The 18,353-nt window shown below is 36.3% G+C and carries 8 protein-coding genes; 5 read left to right on the top strand and 3 right to left on the bottom strand.

All coding sequences use genetic code 11. The features are described from left to right. Nucleotides 1-208: 208 nt before the first annotated feature. From F6K40_RS22360 to F6K40_RS22345, 4 genes are all read left to right on the top strand, one after another. A complete protein-coding gene (locus F6K40_RS22360) occupies nucleotides 209-5,590 on the top strand; it encodes a trifunctional serine/threonine-protein kinase/ATP-binding protein/sensor histidine kinase (protein WP_293139309.1) in 5,382 nt (1,793 codons plus the stop codon). Nucleotides 5,591-5,644: 54 nt separating this feature from the next. Beyond that, nucleotides 5,645-7,222, top strand: coding sequence for an ABC transporter substrate-binding protein (locus F6K40_RS22355; protein WP_293139308.1), 1,578 nt, complete (start codon nucleotides 5,645-5,647; stop codon nucleotides 7,220-7,222). A gap of 19 nt (nucleotides 7,223-7,241) precedes the next feature. Then, nucleotides 7,242-9,887, top strand: coding sequence for an ATP-binding protein (locus F6K40_RS22350; RefSeq protein ID WP_293139307.1), 2,646 nt, complete (start codon nucleotides 7,242-7,244; stop codon nucleotides 9,885-9,887). Between the two features lie 150 nt (nucleotides 9,888-10,037). Continuing rightward, entirely contained in the window at nucleotides 10,038-11,408 is a 1,371-nt protein-coding gene (locus tag F6K40_RS22345; protein ID WP_293139306.1) for a hybrid sensor histidine kinase/response regulator, read from the top strand. Between the two features lie 544 nt (nucleotides 11,409-11,952). Here F6K40_RS22345 and F6K40_RS22340 read toward each other — a convergent pair. Together F6K40_RS22340 and F6K40_RS22335 are read right to left on the bottom strand one after the other, a co-directional pair. Beyond that, entirely contained in the window at nucleotides 11,953-13,797 is a 1,845-nt protein-coding gene (locus tag F6K40_RS22340; RefSeq protein WP_293139305.1) for a hypothetical protein, read from the bottom strand. Next, a complete protein-coding gene (locus F6K40_RS22335) occupies nucleotides 13,794-14,729 on the bottom strand; it encodes a glycosyltransferase family 2 protein (protein ID WP_293139304.1) in 936 nt (311 codons plus the stop codon). Before F6K40_RS22335 ends, F6K40_RS22340 begins: the two co-directional genes overlap by 4 nt. A 403-nt stretch (nucleotides 14,730-15,132) precedes the next feature. On the opposite strand from F6K40_RS22335, the gene F6K40_RS22330 reads away from it, so the two are divergent. Further along, a complete protein-coding gene (locus tag F6K40_RS22330) occupies nucleotides 15,133-15,750 on the top strand; it encodes a Uma2 family endonuclease (protein ID WP_293139303.1) in 618 nt (205 codons plus the stop codon). 399 nt (nucleotides 15,751-16,149) lie between these two features. Here the strand turns inward: F6K40_RS22330 and F6K40_RS22325 are convergent, their stop codons facing one another. After that, nucleotides 16,150-17,901, bottom strand: a complete 1,752-nt coding sequence (locus F6K40_RS22325) for a hypothetical protein (RefSeq protein WP_293139302.1) — start codon at nucleotides 17,899-17,901, stop codon at nucleotides 16,150-16,152. Nucleotides 17,902-18,353 lie beyond the last annotated feature (452 nt).

Raw genomic sequence — 18,353 nt, 5'->3', positions numbered from 1 at the left:
GGAGAATGTTGTAGTTAGACTGGAACAATTTAATATAGTATTATAAACTGGAAATAGACATCTCCAAAAATAAAAAATGAAATCAATTGCAAGATATTAAATCAACAATTTTATTCCCTATTCCCTATTCCCTGACAACTGCCACGAAGTCTAATCAATTAAAGAAAATAATTGATAAAATGTTTAAATAAAATTAATTAGTATACGTATGAACTTAACTATAACATCCTTAACTAATTATGAAATCGGCCACTTAATACATGAGAGCAGTCGCACCCTTGTTTATCGCGGAGTGAGTAAAGCAAATGCTCAACTTATAATCATTAAACTACTCCGTTCGGAGTTTCCTTCCTTTAATGAATTAGTCCAGTTTCGCAACCAATACACCATTGCCAAAAATCTCGAAATAGAAGGTATTGTCAAACCATTAGAACTGTTAAGTTATCAGAATGGCTATGCTCTAATTATGCCAGACTTTGGTGGTATTTCTTTAGGTGAATATTATCAAAATTTGTTATCTGGAACCAAAGACATATCCCAATTTTTAGACATAGCTATTCAGATAGCAGAAATTGTCTATCAATTACACCAAAACCGAATTATTCATAAAGATATTAAACCAGCAAATATACTGATTAATCCCGAAACTAAGGAAGTAAAAATTATTGACTTTAGTATTTCTAGTCTATTGCCAAAAGAAACTCAAACTATTCAAAACTACAGTGTATTAGAAGGAACTTTAGCTTACATTTCACCAGAACAAACTGGCAGGATGAATCGTGGAATAGATTATCGCAGTGACTTTTATTCCTTGGGCGTAACCTTTTTTGAGATGTTAAATGGAGTTTTACCATTTGATACTACCGATCCAATGGAATTGGTACATTGTCATTTGGCGAAAATGCCAATACTAGGGAGTAGGGAAGGGGGAACGCAAATACCTCAAATGCTGATTAACACTGTTATGAAGTTGATGGCGAAAAACGCGGAAGATAGGTATCAGAGTGGTTTGGGTTTAAAATATGATTTGGAAAAATGCCGACAGGAATGGAAGTCTCAGGGAAAAATTGAGTATTTTGAGTTGGGAAGTAGGGATATTAGCGATCGCTTCCTGATTCCAGAAAAATTATATGGCAGGGACGCAAAAGTTGAGCAGTTATTAGCAGCATTTGAGAGAGTAGCAATCCCCCCTCAATCCACCCTTAGACAAGGGGGAGGTTCAGAAATAATATTGGTGGCAGGTTTCTCTGGGATTGGAAAAACAGCAATTGTCAACGAAGTTCACAAACCTATTGTGAAGCAAAGGGGTTATTTCATCAAAGGAAAATTTGATCAGTTTAATCGCAATATCCCTTTTTCTGCATTAGTGCAATCTCTGCGAGATTTAATGGGGCAATTATTGAGTGAAGGTGATACTAAACTACAGCAATGGAAAGATAAAATTCTGGATGCAGTAGGGGAGAATGGGCAAGTAATTGTTGATGTGATTCCGGAGTTAGAAAAAATTATTGGCAAGCAACCTTCTGTACCAGAATTATCAGGAAGTGCAGCGCAAAATCGGTTTAATTTATTCTTTAGTAAATTTATTCAAGTTTTTACAAGCAAGGAGCATCCTTTAGTAATATTCTTAGATGACTTGCAGTGGGCAGACTCAGCTTCTCTGAATTTGCTGAAATTGTTGATGAGTGAAAGAGAAAAGGGTTATTTACTATTAATTGGAGCATATCGGGATAATGAGGTATTTCCTGCCCATCCGTTGATGTTAACCCTGGATGAAATCAGGAAAGCAGAAGCAACGATTAACACTATTACGTTAGCACCTTTATCGGAGGAGAATATAAATTGTTTGGTAGCGGATACTCTGAGCTGCGATCTCCAAGTAGCCAAACCGTTCACCGAGTTGGTGTATCAGAAAACAAAGGGAAATCCGTTTTTTACGACTCAGTTTCTGTTGGGTTTGTATGGGGATGAATTAATTAAGTTTAATCGGGAAGTGGGATATTGGGAGTACGAGCTTACTAAAGTGAAGCAAAGGGCGCTTACTGATGATGTAGTGGAATTTATGGCGTGGCGTTTGCACAAATTGCCTCAAGATACGCAAAAAGTCCTGAAATTAGCCGCCTGTATCGGCAATCAATTTGACTTAGATACCTTAGCTATTATCTGCGAAACCCCTGCAGAGGAAGTCGCATCCGCTCTCTGGAGTGCCCTGCAAGAAGGACTGACTTTACCCCAGAGCGAAGCCTACAAGTTTTTCCAAGAATGGGAACAACAGGACAGTCAAGTCGAGGGAATTGTAGTGAATTATCGCTTCTTGCACGATCGCGTTCAACAAGCATCTTATTCTCTGATTCCCGAAAAGCACAAGCAAAAGACTCATCTCAAAATTGGGCAATTGTTACTGCAAAATACTCCAGAAAGTATGCGAGACGCGAATATTTTTGCCATTGTCAATCAATTAAATCATGGTACGGATTTAATCAAGCAATCTGCTCAACGGGAAGAATTGGCACACTTAAATTTACAAGCTGGGCGCAAAGCTAAACTATCCACTGCTTATCAAGGCGCTCTCGCTTACCTGAAAACAGGATTAAAATTGTTAGAGAGTGATAGTTGGGCAACTCAGTATACTTTAACATTAAACCTTCATGTAGAAACCCTAGAAGTTGAATGTATTAGTGGCAACATCTCGGAAGCCGAATCGCTGGCCGAAATCGTTCAACAACAAGCGACTTCTCAGCTCGATATTGTGAAAGTTTGGGAAATTAAAACTCAAATTTACGTCAATTATTTTCAGATGCCCCGCGCACTAGAGGCAGCGCTTGAAGCACTGGAAATGTTGGGTTTGTCGCAAACTCAAATTTGGGAATTCGCTGCAAAAAATCCGACTCTTCCCCAAGTTGAAGACATCAAGCACCTCCCAGAAATAGAAGATCCCTTGAGTTTAGCCATAATGAGATTACTTGCTTCTGTCTATGTACCAGCGCTCAGTACAAAACCCGAACTAATGTGGCCGGTTTCCCTCGCTCATATCGATCTTTGCGAGCAAAAAGGATGGACTTCTGTCTCTGCCATTGCTTATGCCATTCACGGGATGCTATTGTGTGCGCAGGAAAATATTCCCAAAGGATATTGGGCAGGATTATTGGCAATAAAACTACTCGATCGCTTTCATGCCAAAGCAATTTCTGGTCAGATTTCTTTTATCTTCAGCACCCAGATTCAACATTGGCAAGAACCTCTTCGCAATTGCCTTCCTGCTTTACTCGATGCGCTACAGATTGGATTGGAGGTTGGAGATTTAACTTACGGATCATTTTGCGTGGCAAATTACTGCTTTCTTTTGTTCTGGGCAGGGGAAAATCTAGAGGAAGTTCATAAACAACAAAACCTTTATATCGATCTGGTGGCGCGGAAAATTAAAAGTGAATATACTGCCAAAACCATGAATATTTGGAGACAGTTAGTCGCTAATCTTCGTGGTTTCAATCCCGAACCCCATCAATTAATCGGAACCTATCTTGATAGGAATGCATTCTTGCCCGACTTAGAAGCAAATCAAAGTGCTTGGCCGATCTTCGATATTTATATGAGCGAAACGCTCCTCTGTTATTTGCTCGGACGTAATTCAGAAGCATTAACTCATGCTGCACAGATGAACAAATATATTCAAGCTGTTGGAGCCTCTTTTGTCGGTGCGGTAGCCAACTTTCTTGATTCTCTGGTTTTGTTAGCTCAATATTCGTTAGAGCAACCCAAAGAAAATCAATCATACCTCGATCGCGTTATTGCCAATCAAGAAAGGATGGGCAAGTGGGCAGTCGAAGCGCCGATGAATTGCCAGCATAAATATGATCTAATAGAAGCAGAAAAACATCGGGTTTTGGGTGAAAGAATGGCAGCGATGGAAATGTATGATCGTGCCATAGCAGGAGCTAAAGAAAATGAATATATTCAAGAAGAAGCGATCGCCAATGAACTCGCTGCCAAATTATACCTTGACTGGGGCAAAGAAAAAATTGCAGCGACCTATATGCAAGAAGCATACTATTGCTACGCCCGTTGGGGAGCCAAAGTGAAAATAGACGACTTAGAAAAGCGATACCCTTACCTCCTCAAACCCATTCTCGAAAAGCCAAAACTTAGCTCCCTCTCCAGTGCAACTCTCACCTGTTTAACTCAAAGAACAATTTCCCAGACGACAACAGGAAAAGGAAAAATATTAGACTTAACTACTTTAATGAAAGCATCGCGCACCCTCTCAGAAGATATATCCTTAGACGGAGCGATCGTTAATTTAATGCAAGGAGTCAGAGAAAATGCTGGTGCTGAAACTCTGGCTTTGATGCTGTTTCAAGACCAAGTTTTAATCCTCACTGCTCTTGCTACTGGGCAAAAAGCTACCAAAATTGACCCTATTCCCGTCTTAGAAACTCAGGCAGTACCTTTGAGTATTATCAATCAAGTCAAGCGCAGGCAAAAGCCTTTGGTTCTGGATAACGCTAGTAACAACAATGCTTATGCAGGCGATGCTTATATCCAAAAACACCAACCCCAGTCTGTTTTATGTCTACCCTTAATAGATCGGGGTAACACCATCGGCATTCTCTACCTAGAAAATAATCAATTAACAGGAGCATTTACCAGGGAACGAGTGGAAGTATTAAGTTTACTTTGTTCTCAAGCAGCAATTTCCCTAGAAAACGCCAGACTCTATAGAGAATCTCAGAATTATGCTCAACAATTAGAGCAAACACAACTGCAACTTGTTCAAAGCGAAAAAATGGCTTCAATTGGCCAATTAACTGCTGGGGTAGCTCACGAAATTAATAATCCTGTTGGGTTTATTGGAGGTAATTTAGATTATGCCACTGAATACATTCAGGATTTAATGGATTTGTTACAACTTTATGAGCAAGGATTTGAACATAATAGTCAAACAATTCAAAACAAAATTGAAGAGATAGAATTAGATTATTTGATCGAAGATTTACCAGAATTAATTGAGTCAATGAAAACAGGAACAAAACGTCTTACCGAGATTAGTAAATCTATGAGAAGTTTTTCTCGTACCGATACAATAGTGAAAACTATATTTAACATCCATGATGGTATAGATAGCACTTTATTAATTCTCAGACACCGACTCAAAGCTAATGAAGTTCGCCCTGAAATTCAAGTAGTAAAAAACTATGGAAATTTGCCAGAAATTAACTGCTATCCAGGGCAATTAAATCAAGTGTTTATGAATTTAATTGCTAATGGAATTGATGCTTTAGATGAAAGTAATTCCGGGAAAAATTTCGACGAAATTCAAGCAGCACCTAATCAGATTACGATTACTACAGAAATTGACCAAGAAAAACAACAGGTAATTATCAAAATCAGAGATAATGGTCTGGGTATGAGTGAGGAGGTTAAAGACAAAATATTCGGTCATTTATTTACTACAAAAGGAGTGGCTAAAGGAACAGGTTTAGGTTTATCAATTTCTCGGCAAATTGTAGTTGAAAAACATGGAGGTAAAATTACTTGTACTTCCGAATTAGGAAAAGGAACTGAGTTTACGATTAGTTTACCCAATAATTAATCATAAGTCGAAGTATTTTACTAACTAAAAAATGTCAATAATCAAAAGAGAACAATGAATAAAAAACTATTTTTATGGGTTTCTGTAATCTGTAGTAAATTGCCTATTTGTCAACTTCGCTCCCTGCTTTTGGCGACACTTTTTTTAAGTGTATTCGCTGTTGGCTGCAAAACAACATCACCAACTGAACAAGACGAATCTTCGACATCACCAAAAACTTCTCTATCCCAACCGAATAAATTTGATGGAATTGATCTCCAAGTAATATCCCTCAGTAAACCTGTTGCTGCGACTGTGGAAAAACGAGCTGATGAATTTGAAGCACTAACAGGGGCAAAGATTACGGTTAAGAGTGCTGGCTATTCTGAACTATATCAAACAATTTTGCAGGATCTGACAACGGGTAGCAATCAATACGATGTTATGATTATGACTTCAAATTGGATGCCAGACTATATCGAATCTGGTTACCTCAAAGACTTAACAGAATATGTCAATCAAGATTCAAGTTTAGCATGGAACGATATTGCACCATTTTTTCAGGAATACGGTCTCGTTTATGCCAATAAAATCTACGCGATTCCCATTGATGGCAACTATCACCTCATGTATTATCGAGCAGATTTACTCGCTGAAGCAGGATTTGAGCCACCCAAGACTTGGGATGATTATCTCAAAATTGCTAAGTATTTTCATGGCAAAGACTTAAATAATGATGGGGAACCAGATTATGGATCTTGCTTGGCAAAAAAGCCGGGAAATGTTACCTATTGGGCAATGTGGTCAATCGCAGCTTCTCTTTTGCAGTCTCAGGGAACCAAACAGGGGATTTTCTTTGACCCCAATACGATGAAACCCATGACGAATAATGTCGCCTTTGCGAAAGCTCTCGATATTTACAAAGCAAGCAATGAGTATGGCGCTCCCGATGAAATGGAATGGGGTTTAAATGACGGTCGTCAAGCCTTCGTTGCAGGCCGTTGTGCCCTATCAATGGATCATGGAGATATTGGCACATTGGCACTCTTACCAAGCTCGAAAGTTAAAGATAAGTTTGGTACAACCATTATGCCGGGAGCTACTGAAGTCCTCAATTGGGATACCGGAGAATTGGTACAATGCGATAAATTCACCTGTCCGTTTGCAATTAATGGGGTAAATCATGCCCCTTTTACAGCAGCTATTGGCTGGGTTGGAACGATTAATAGTGCAGCAGATCCCCAAGTTCAAGCAGCAGGAGTTGCCTTTATTTCTTATATTAGCCAGCCCGATCGCTCCAATATAGATGTAACAAATGGGCGATCGGGCTTGAATCCCTATCGTCTTTCGCAATTTTCTGATTCTCAGAATTGGATTGCAGCAGGCATGACTCCTGCCGTCGCCAGCACCTATTTGGGAGCAATTGGCGCTAGTCTGAACAGTCCTAATGTGGTACTTGATTTGACTATTCCTAGAAACTATAATTATCAGCGAGAACTGCTAGATGCAGCAGTTTCGGATTTTCTTGCGGGGAAGATTAGCCGGGATGAAGCTATGGCGAGGATTACCCAGGAATGGGAAGCTCTCACCAATAAAATGGGACGAGATTCTCAAAAAGCATTTTACCGGAAGAGTTTAGGATTGGATCGTTAAGTTGAGGAGATAATAAATTATGTATTGGAATCTTAGTAGCAAACTGGTTATCACTTATTCTGGATTGATTGCTCTCACAGCGGGGGCACTGTCGATCGCAATCTATTGGCAACTAAGGATATCGCAGCAAGTCGCACTGCAAGACCGCCTTTTGGGGATCACCAGCTTGGCAGCTCGTCAAATTGATAGCGACTATCATGCTTTAATTAACGAGCCCGAAGATGTTGGTACAGCTTACTACATCTTTAATCAGCGGCGACTTAAGGAAATTCAAGCGTCCGATCCAGATATCGTTCGTCTTTATACCCTACGTTTTCGAGATGAACGTTACACAGTTGTTTTAAGTTATGCAGCAGATTCTCAATATCTCAAGCAACCGCTTGCCAAGTTTGGAGACGTGCCCCAGAATTTACCACCACGCTTACAGCAGAATACAGAAATTCAGGCTCCAATTACCGAAAATGCTATCCGCACCAATGATGCCGGGCAATTTGTTTTGTATGGTTATGCACCAATTAAAAGTCAATTGGGGCTTTCTGACGGCATTCTTGTAATTGAGATGGACGCTACTACTGTGACTCAGAGTGCAGTGGGAGCGTTAGCTGTTGCGGGAGGGATTTTCATAGTTGTTTTGCTAGTTTCCTTACCATTAGTTTGGTGGCTCGCCCAATCAGTAGTGGTACGGCCAACTTTGCATCTGAATCAGGTTGCCCGCCGTTTGGCTGATGGAAAATGGGATGAAGCGCTACCCACAAATCGCGGGGATGAATTGGGGCAGTTAGCGGACTCGTTTAGGCACATGGCTTTACAGCTACAAGCGTCGTTTAAACAATTGCAAGACTACTCTCAAAACCTAGAGCAAAAAGTAGAGGTGCGGACTCAAGAATTATCAAAGTCGCAACAGTTGCTTAACTTGGTGATCGACAATATTCCCCAATCTATTTTTTGGAAAGATCGAGAAAATGTTTATCTGGGGTGTAATCAGAGCTTTGCTTCGGTGGTTGGCATGACACCTCAGAAGGTTGTGGGTAAAACTGATTATGAGATGCCGTGGAGTCGGGAAGAAGCAGATTTTTATATTAAGAGCGATCGCGAAGTAATGGATTCTGGAAAACCGGAATTAGGAATTGTCAAACCGATAACACAAGGGGATGGCAAACAAGGTTGGTTGGAAACGAGTAAAGTCCCACTCTATGATGTTCAGGGTGAGGTGATGGGAATTATTGGTATTTTTCAAGATATTACCCGTTACAAAGAAGCTGAAGAAACTGCCCAGCAAGCTAATCATGCCAAAAGTGCCTTTATTGCTAATATGAGTCACGAGTTACGCTCTCCCTTGAATGCAATTCTTGGCTTTGCTCAAATTATGACTCGTTCCCAAACCCTTCCCAAAGAACATATTGAAAATGTCAGTATTATCAGTCGTAGTGGCGAACACCTTCTGACTTTAATTAACAACGTCCTCGATCTTTCTAAAATTGAAGCCGGACGTATGACTCTCAATCAGAAAAACTTTGATCTCCATCGTCTGCTGAACGATATTGAAGATATGCTGTACATCAAAGCTGAAGAAAAAGGTTTACAACTTTTATTTGAGCATACTAATGATGTTCCTCAATACATTTGCACCGATGATCTAAAATTACGTCAGGTTTTAATTAATATTATTAATAACGCGATTAAATTTACTTCTATTGGAGGAGTTTCTCTTAGAGTTGCTCAAAAATCTCCCCCATCTAATCCTACTAAAATTATCTTTGAAGTGGAAGATACTGGATCTGGAATTGCAGCAGAAGAACTGGATAAACTTTTTGAAGCTTTTACCCAAACCGAAACGGGAAAACAAGCTCAAGAAGGAACGGGATTAGGATTACCAATTTCTCGCAAATTTGTCCAACTAATGGGAGGAGATATTTATGTTAGCTCCAGACTTAACAAAGGAACGATTTTTACCTTTGAAATCAAAGCTACCATTGTCACCGAAGGCGAAGTTGTTGAGACCCAAATTCCCCAACGTCGTATTATTGCCTTGGAACCCAATCAACCCAGATATCGGATTTTAATAGTGGATGATAAACCTCTGAATCGTCAATTATTAATTAAACTCCTTTCTCCTTTCGGATTTGAACTCAAAGAAGCTGTTAATGGACAACAAGCAATAGAAATATGGAATGATTGGCAACCTCACTTGATTTGGATGGATATGCGGATGCCAGTGATGGATGGATATGAAGCTACAAAAAAGATCAAGGCTACAGCTAAAGGACAAGCAACAACAATAATTGCTCTGACAGCTAGTGTATTGGAAGAAGAAAAGGTAGTAGTTTTATCGGCAGGATGCGATGATTTTATGAGAAAGCCATTTCGGGAGGTAGATATTTTTCACAAGATGGCAGAATATTTAGGAGTGCGCTATGTGTATGAGGAAAACGAAATTCAACTGAAAAAAAAGGAGGAAACTGTTGAATCTATTGAACAGAAAGTCGGGGTATTATCTGAAGAATTAAAAAAACAACTAAAAGATGGTTTGCTGACAGGAAATTTAGCAAAAATTGCTAATACAATTACCACAATTCGCCAATCTGATAATTCTCTAGCTGAAGCGATACAAAAATATTGTGATGGCTTTGAATATGAGAAAATTTTGAATTGGTTGAGTCGTTAATGGATAATGGATAATGGATAATAGACATCTCCAAAAATAAAAAATGAAATCAATTCAAGATGTGAAATCAACAATTTAATGCCCTATTCCCCTATTCCCTATTCCCTATTCCCTATTCCCTATTCCCTATTCCCTATTTAATAGTAATTTATGAGTTCCTCGTCAATCAATTTAGAGCATGGCAATATTTTAGTCATAGATGATACCCCTGCTAATTTACAACTTTTAATACGTTTATTATCAAGAAAGGGTTATACTGTTCGTCCAATTCCTAGTGGCAAACTTGCTCTTCAAGGTATTCATCTTGATTATCCAGATCTGATTTTACTTGATATTTCAATGCCGGAGATGAATGGTTATGAGGTATGTAAGCATTTAAAAGCCGATCCTCGCACTCAAGATATTCCTGTTATTTTTATTAGTGCCCTTGATGATGTTTTTGATAAAATCAAAGCATTTGAAGTAGGGGGAATTGATTATATTGCTAAACCTTTTCATGCCGAAGAAGTTTTTTCTCGAGTGAAAACCCATATTACTTTATATCGACTCCAGAAACAATTGCAAGAAAAAACCGAAAATCAAGACCGAGAAATTCAGAATAAAAATCTAATTTTAGAACAAATGATCGATCGTTTGGCAAGTACCAATTACGAATTACAAGAACATTTAGAGGAACTAAAAAAAGCACAATTGCAATTAGTTCAAAGTGAAAAAATGGCATCTGTTGGTCAGTTAGTTTCTGGTATTGCTCACGAAATTAATAATCCTGTAGGATTTATTTCTGGAAACTTAGATTGTGCCAGTGAATACATTCAGAATTTAATGGATTTGTTACAACTTTATCAACAAGGATTTGAACATAATAGTCAAACGATTCAAAATAAAATTGAAGAGATAGAACTAGATTATTTGAGAGAAGATTTACCAGAATTAATTCGCTCTATGAAAGAAGGAGCTAATCGGATTGCCGAAATCAGTAAATCAATGAGAACTTTTTCTCGTGCCGATACAATAGCGAAAGTTCCATTTAATATCCATGATGGAATTAATAGTACCTTATTAATTCTCAAACACCGACTGAAAGCTAACCCAAATCGTCCGGAGATAAAAGTGGTGAAAAATTATGGAGATTTACCAGCACTCAAGTGCTATCCAGGGCAATTAAATCAAGTGTTTATGAATTTGATTGCTAATGCTATTGATGCTTTAGATGAAAGTAATATCGGTAAAAGTTTGGCAGAAATTAAGGCAGCACCAAATCAGATTACTATTACTACGAAAATTGACAATAGTAAACAAGAGGCAATTATATGCATTGGAGATAATGGAAAGGGAATTTCTGAGGAAGTAAAACAGAAAATATTCGAGCATTTATTTACCACAAAAGGAGTGGAAAAAGGAACGGGATTAGGTTTATCAATTTCTCGGCAAATAGTAGAAGAAAAACATGGAGGTCAAATTACTTGTACTTCAGAATTAGGAAAAGGAACTGAGTTTACAATTAGTTTACCAAATAAGTAAGCATTCAGCTATTAGCTATCAGCTCTCAGCAATAAAAATGAATCAAGTAATAATTCGTTTACAGCGCTTTTCATATTGATGACTTCACGTCACAACCAGAATCTTGTAGGGACGTTCCATGGAACGTCCCTACTGTGGTTTACCCAAATGAAAACCCCTGTAATATCAAATCCGGTTAAACAGTTATAGGACTTACGCAAAGAAACCCGGTTTCTAGGATAAATCGTTGTTTTGAACAGTAAAGTTCTACGAGAAACCGGGTTTCTGAGTTCGCCTGCGTAAGTCCTGAGTTATAGATTGGTTAAGTATTTAGGAGTCAGGAGTCAGGAGAAGAGAGAATCACAAAGATTTAGTAGTTGTGACGATTGAATGTTTTTTTTATCTCCAATCAAACGGATTTGATATAAGTTCTACTACATTTTCAACCAGAGAATTGAAGCACAAGAACGACGAGTTTAAGTTTTCAACCCATATAATTAAATTTAATCAAGCTGATAGCTAATTGCTGAATGCTGAATACTAAATGCTTACTAATAAACAACGGCTAATTTTTGTTAATCAGATGATTTCTATCTAATTTATAAGCTTTACCTACTGTAGCATCAAACGCCCAAGCTGAAATTTTCCACTCACCTTTTGGTAATAGTTTACCAGCAATTGTTGCCTCCCAACCAGCATTAAAATATGCCGGATTATTAAATAATTGAACTAAACCTTCTCTGGGGATTTGAGCAGACATTAAAATATCAAATATAATCCAATCATCTGCTTGATTTTTATAAGTTAAAATAATGGCATCAGCAGGTTCATTTCGCTCTGGTAAAAATGCCCAACCATTGACAAAATACCAATTATTTAAAAGTATTATTGAATCTAATGAACCGTAAGTTTGACCTTTCTGTTTTTTAGTAGCGATAGACTTCCAGTCCGCTGAGGCGATCGCTTCAATATTATGGCCGATAACTAAACCAGGTTTTAACATTCTGAGGTTATTAAGTTGATTGGCTAAATATTTGATCTGATCATAACTACTTAAAACATTTTCTTCCACACAAGACTTATTTTCCATGAGATTAATAAATGACAAACAAGTTTTTCCATCCATTCTTAATTGATATATACTCTGAATTTCTTTGAGACTGTAAGTAAATGATTGCCCATATAAAAGAAGTAATCCCAATATAGCAACTACAGCAGTAATTTTATGGAGCCATACTTGGGATTTTTGCAGATATGTTTGACTATAAATATGACTAACAACTATTGGAAATAAGTGAATAATAGCGATTATTAGATAGATAGAAAATGTTGTATATTTTGAAGACAAAGCAGTTTCAATTCCAAACTCTACTCTGCCAACAGAAGTTATTAAAGCACTCACTATTGAATAGAAACCGATCATTATCCAACCGATGGTTCTCTCTAATAGAGAATTGTCTTGAATATGTTTGATTAGGTAAAGAAATAAACAGAAAAATATTGCTATTTCTACTCCACCAATAAATGTTGAATAAATCAGAGAAAATATTTGATAACCAGAACCCAAGGGAGAACCAACAAAGGCTAAGAAAAATTGTAAAGTTTGTTCTGGGTTCTGAAATGCTGGTATGATACTAGGGCTAACTTCTGGTTTACGATAATCATAAAAATAGATAATTATATTGCTAATAAAAACTGCTATCCAACTTAAGAATAACCATTTTTGTTTGAGTAAATCTGACTTTGATTTTGCTGGAACTAATGCCAGTACAGGTAAAATAATTACCCAAGCTATCATGCCATTAGAATAGGAAAAGGTACTGATGATGCAAAGGAGCGTACAAATTAAGAATTTATATTTAAGATTGAGGCGAGAATAAACAACTGAAATTGCAGTAGTAATACAAACAATAGGCATGAAAACTACCAATTGAATTCCCCAAAACCAGTTATCATATTGAATGGCTGAAAATATCAGAATATTTGCTAAAAAAGCTATGAGTAAAGTTGGGAATATCTTAAATTTTACGGTTAATCTATTGAGGCGGTAAATATTTAGAGAAACTAGACAAGCTAAAAAAAATATTCCTAGCATTTCATACCTCACATCCCAATTAGTTAGATATGCTAGTCCGAGAAAAATTAGCCGTGGAAATAATTTTCTACTTTCATTATGTTGAGCAATTAAGTCTTGCCATGACAAAGAATTTTGGGAGATTTTGATAAATAATTGAGGCATGAGATTCCATTGGTCCCAATAGGGAATATTAACGCTGTAAGTCAGAATTAATATTCCCATCACAACTGCAGGTAATATGACAAAACATATCGCTATCCAATGTAAAATTTGAAAATTATAATTGAATATTTTTTGGGGAATTGAGGATTTTTTTTCTATTCTCATCATCATTTATCAAAGCCAATTTTTTCGTCAATAATATAGTAAGGTCTTTGTCGAACTTCATCATAAATTCGACCAATATATTCTCCAATAATTCCTAAAGAAAGTAGTTGAATTCCTCCCATAAAAAATGTAGTAGTTAAACCATAAGCCCAGGAGAGAAATTCTTGCCCTAAAATAAATTTAACGTAAAGACCAATTAACCCAATAATAAAAGATACAATTGCCGATACTAAACCTAGAATAGTTGCCATTTTTAGAGGAATTGTCGAAAAAGAAAATATCCCATCAAAAGCAAGTTTAAATAACTTAGAAACTGACACTTTAGGCTCACCCCGATATCGCGGTCCTCTTTCTACATAAACTCCTATTTGTTTAAATCCAGCATAAGCTCTTAACCCACTTAAATATTTGTTGCGTTCTGGCATTTGCCGTAAAGTTAAAATAACTTTTCTATCCATTAATGAAAAGATTCCGGCATCCATGGGAGTTACAATTCCTGACAACTTTCTTTGGATGTAATAAAAACTTTTAAATGCTAATCGTTTTAACCATTTTTCTTTGCGTTTTTTTCTAATAGCATAAACCACATCATATCCCTGTTGCCAGAGTCGTGAAAAACTGATAATTGCTTCAGGAGAATCTTGTAAATCTCCATCCATCAGAATAACTGCTTTGCCATTAGCATGATCTATTCCAGCGGATAAAGCACATTGATGACCGAAGTTTCTAGAAAAGCTAAGAATTTTTACTTCTGGATTTTTCAGACTTATTTCTTTTAGCAGTTCAAAAGAATTATCAACACTCCCATCATTGATAAAAATCACTTCAGTCGTGCTATTAATTTTGTCTAAAACATCTGATAATCTACGCCAGAGTTCAGGGATAATTTCTTCTTCATTAAAGATGGGAATAACTACAGAATAATCAATATTTTTCATAGTCTTTACCGAAACAATTAAACAATTAAATAATTAGATAATTCAGGTTGAAAGCCTCCCCTTTCAAGGGGATGAAAATAAATTTTTTCCCTACCGCGTCAATCCTCTCCCTAAAAGGAAGAGGTAATTATCCATTATCCATTATCCATTATTGAATCACTCCTAGTGGAGGATGGCAGAAATAACTGACCAGTTACAAAATTCTAAAAGCCTTACTAAGCAATAATGCATGAATTTTTAATTTTTAATTCCGCCTAGCGGCATTAGAACAAATCATACATATCTTGTTTATAATTGTCAACCTAAGCAGAATAAATATGGGTTATAATAAACAACATTTAGCTGTTAGCTCTCAGCTCTCAAAAAAAAGATGCTGCTTTTAAGGATTAAGAATAAATCAATTATGATCCAGGTACTTCATCAGACAAATTTTAGTGATTTTGACGAGTTTATTAACTGGTATCCAGAAAATTCGGTATACCACTATGAATTACATAATGGAGTAGTTACTCAAATGCCTAAACCTAGAGGTCAACATTCTCAAATTGCGGGTTTTTTAATCGCTGAATTGAGTTTAGAAATTAGGCATTTAAAATTGCCTTACTTTATTCCTAAAGAATGTATTGTTAAAACTGATAATTTATCAGGTTATGAACCAGATGTAATTGTTGTGAGCCGAAATTCTATTCAAAATGAACCACGTTGGGAAAAGGAATCTACTTTAATTAATGGTCAGTCAATTAAGTTAGTAATTGAAATTTTAAGTAGCAATTGGAGCGATGATTATGCCCTCAAATTAGATGCTTATGAAACAATGGGAATTGAAGAATATTGGATTGTGGATTATTTGGGATTAGGGGGAAGAAAGTTTATTGGTTATCCTAAAAGCCCAACTTTTACAGTTAATATATTAGAAAATGGTGAGTATAAATCCACTCAATTTAAGGATAATCAACTCATTCAATCTTCTATTTTTCCAGAATTAAAATTGACTGTAGCACAAATTTTTAGGGCAGAATAATGTAAGTATTCAGCGGTGAGCTATCAGCTTTATTACTTTTAAAATTTTAAAAGAGGAAAAAACATTTGAGAGGTTTCAAAGAATTAAAAGCACGACTTATATCATGTCCGGTTGAACAGTGATAAATAAATAACTACGGAGGAGTCAGGAGGTAGGAGTCAGGAGTCAGGAGGAAAGAAAGAAGGAAGAGGAAGAATAGGAGAAGAAGAAGAAAGTTTTTTTATAACTAATTATCCGGACATAATATTACGCAGGCGAACCCAGAAACCGGTTTTTTTGTCAATATTAATTGTTAAAAATAACGATTGATCGTAAAAACCCGGTTTCTTTGCGTAAGTGCTGAAAAGTATGGATAAAAGTCTATCAGCTATCCTTAATAGTTCTGAAAAATAGTTTCTATCAGTTGTTTATATTCTGAATTATCTGATTTTTTTTCAACAAAAATGCTTTGCCAGTTTCAGTATCAAACGCCCAAGCTTTAAGTTTAACTGTTCCTTGAGGAATTTCTGCAACAGAAAAAGATTTTTGCCAACCAGAATATAAATAATTGAAATTATTAAAATATTCTCTGACACTAGGTCTCGGCATCCTCTGATTAATTAACTTAAATATTATTGCTTCTCCCTCGGCATTTTCATAAGTCAAAATTACTCCATCAGCAACTTCGCCTCTTTCTGGTAATATTGCCCAACCATTAACAATATAAGTCTGATTATCAATTTTATTTATTGCATCAAAATAACCATAAACTAAATCTGATTTTGGCTCTTCTGCAATATCTTGAATATTTTTGCTTTTGACTAAACCAGGTTGTAAAAAACCTAATTCATCTAAAATATTAGCAGTCTTTCTCAGAAGTTCAGGACTTCTTTTCATTACCAAACATTCATCTTTATGGATAACATTAATCGTCAATAAACAAGCTTTACTTTGCAGCAAGATAACTCGGCGATCGCTCATCCTATCTACAGCATTAATCGTAGTCTTAATATGTAAAACTAAGAAAACACTAATAAGTAATAAAGAACTATATCTAATTAACTTTTTCCGAGTCTTGTTTTGAGTAGCTACCTGCAAAAAAATAGCCAGTAAATAAATCAAAGACACCATCAAATATAATGAAAAAGCTGTATATCTTGGAGCCAAAGCTTGACCAACACCAAAACCAACTCTACCTACGGCAGTTACAGCTCCACTAATAATTCCATAAACTCCAATTATTAGCCAAACAATCAGACGATGTAATAACAAAAAATCCGTTTTAACTAATCGAAAAAATTGCCAACAGACAAACATCCACAAACCAAATACCAAAAATCCAACTATTGTTGCCACAGTTAAATTTTCAAATGCTAAAGGAGCGCCTAAAAAAGCCAGAAAATAATGAAATGTGTCAACTGGATGACTTATTGCTGATAAAAAACTCGGATGTTTATCAGGTTTTTGATAATCATAAAAATACACAACTACGTTGGCGACAAAACCCAAGAAACCACCAATAATTATCCAAATATTTTTAGTGAAAATTTCCTGCCATTTTCCAGAGGCTAAAATTGTTAATGCTGGAAATACTAAAACCCAAGTCAACATTCCATTGGCATAAGAAAAAGTGCTAACCGTACAAAGACAAAAACAAATTATCAACTTTGTTCTTAAACTCAATTTTTTTTGAGCAATAACTAAACAACCAGTCAAACAAGCAATAGGAATATAAACCACAACCTGAATTCCCCAAAGCCAGTTTTCATATTGGGCGGGAGAAAAAATTAGTAAATTAGAAATTGCCAAGAGAAAAAATTGAGTAACAAAACCACCTTTTACAGTTAACCTACTTAACCAATAGATGTTTAAAGAAACAATGCAAGTCAATAAAAATATTACCAACATTTCATATCTGACATCCCAATTTGTCAAATAAGCTAAACCGATAAAAATTAGCCTGGGAAAAAATTTTCTACTTTCATGGAATTGAGCAAATAAATCACTAAAAGAAAGATTACCAGCGTATATTTTCTCAAACATAATTGCCAGAGGCCATTGATCAGAAAAAGGAAAATTTACACTATATTTTAGGATGCAAATACCCATGAATAAAACTGGCAAAAAAATTAGACACAAAATCGGAATTTGTTGGCGGTTTAATTGTTGCATGGAGTATATTTTTTTAATTGAAAGAAAGCATAGCAGAGATTTATAATATCATTTGGAAATATAAATTATACAGCAGATTTCAAGTATCTAAAGAAATATTTGCCATGGGAGCAAGATGCTCCCACTGCCGTGTCTTCTAATACTATTTCTCAAAAACTTTTCTACATTTTGTTGAGCAGGGTAGGGACGTTGCATAACAAAAATGCGTTTTCCTTAGCGAATGCTCCGCAAATATGTCGCTCCGCGTTTCATGTCCGCTCTTAGCGGAAAACGTCCCTACGAAGAAGAAAAACATAATAATAATGAAATATTGGGCATAGAAACAAGATGTTCCCGCTGCCCTGTATTCTAATAACTCTAATGATACCCTGTAGAGACATTGTATAGAACATCTCTACTCCCTAAAATAACTAATTATCGCGATCGCGAAGCGTTTCATGTCGGCGATTGGA

The organism is Okeania sp. SIO3I5 (assembly GCF_010672085.1).
Lineage (GTDB): Bacteria > Cyanobacteriota > Cyanobacteriia > Cyanobacteriales > Microcoleaceae > Trichodesmium.
Note: the sequence above shows the minus strand (reverse complement) of the source record. Positions and strands in the feature narration are given on the sequence as shown.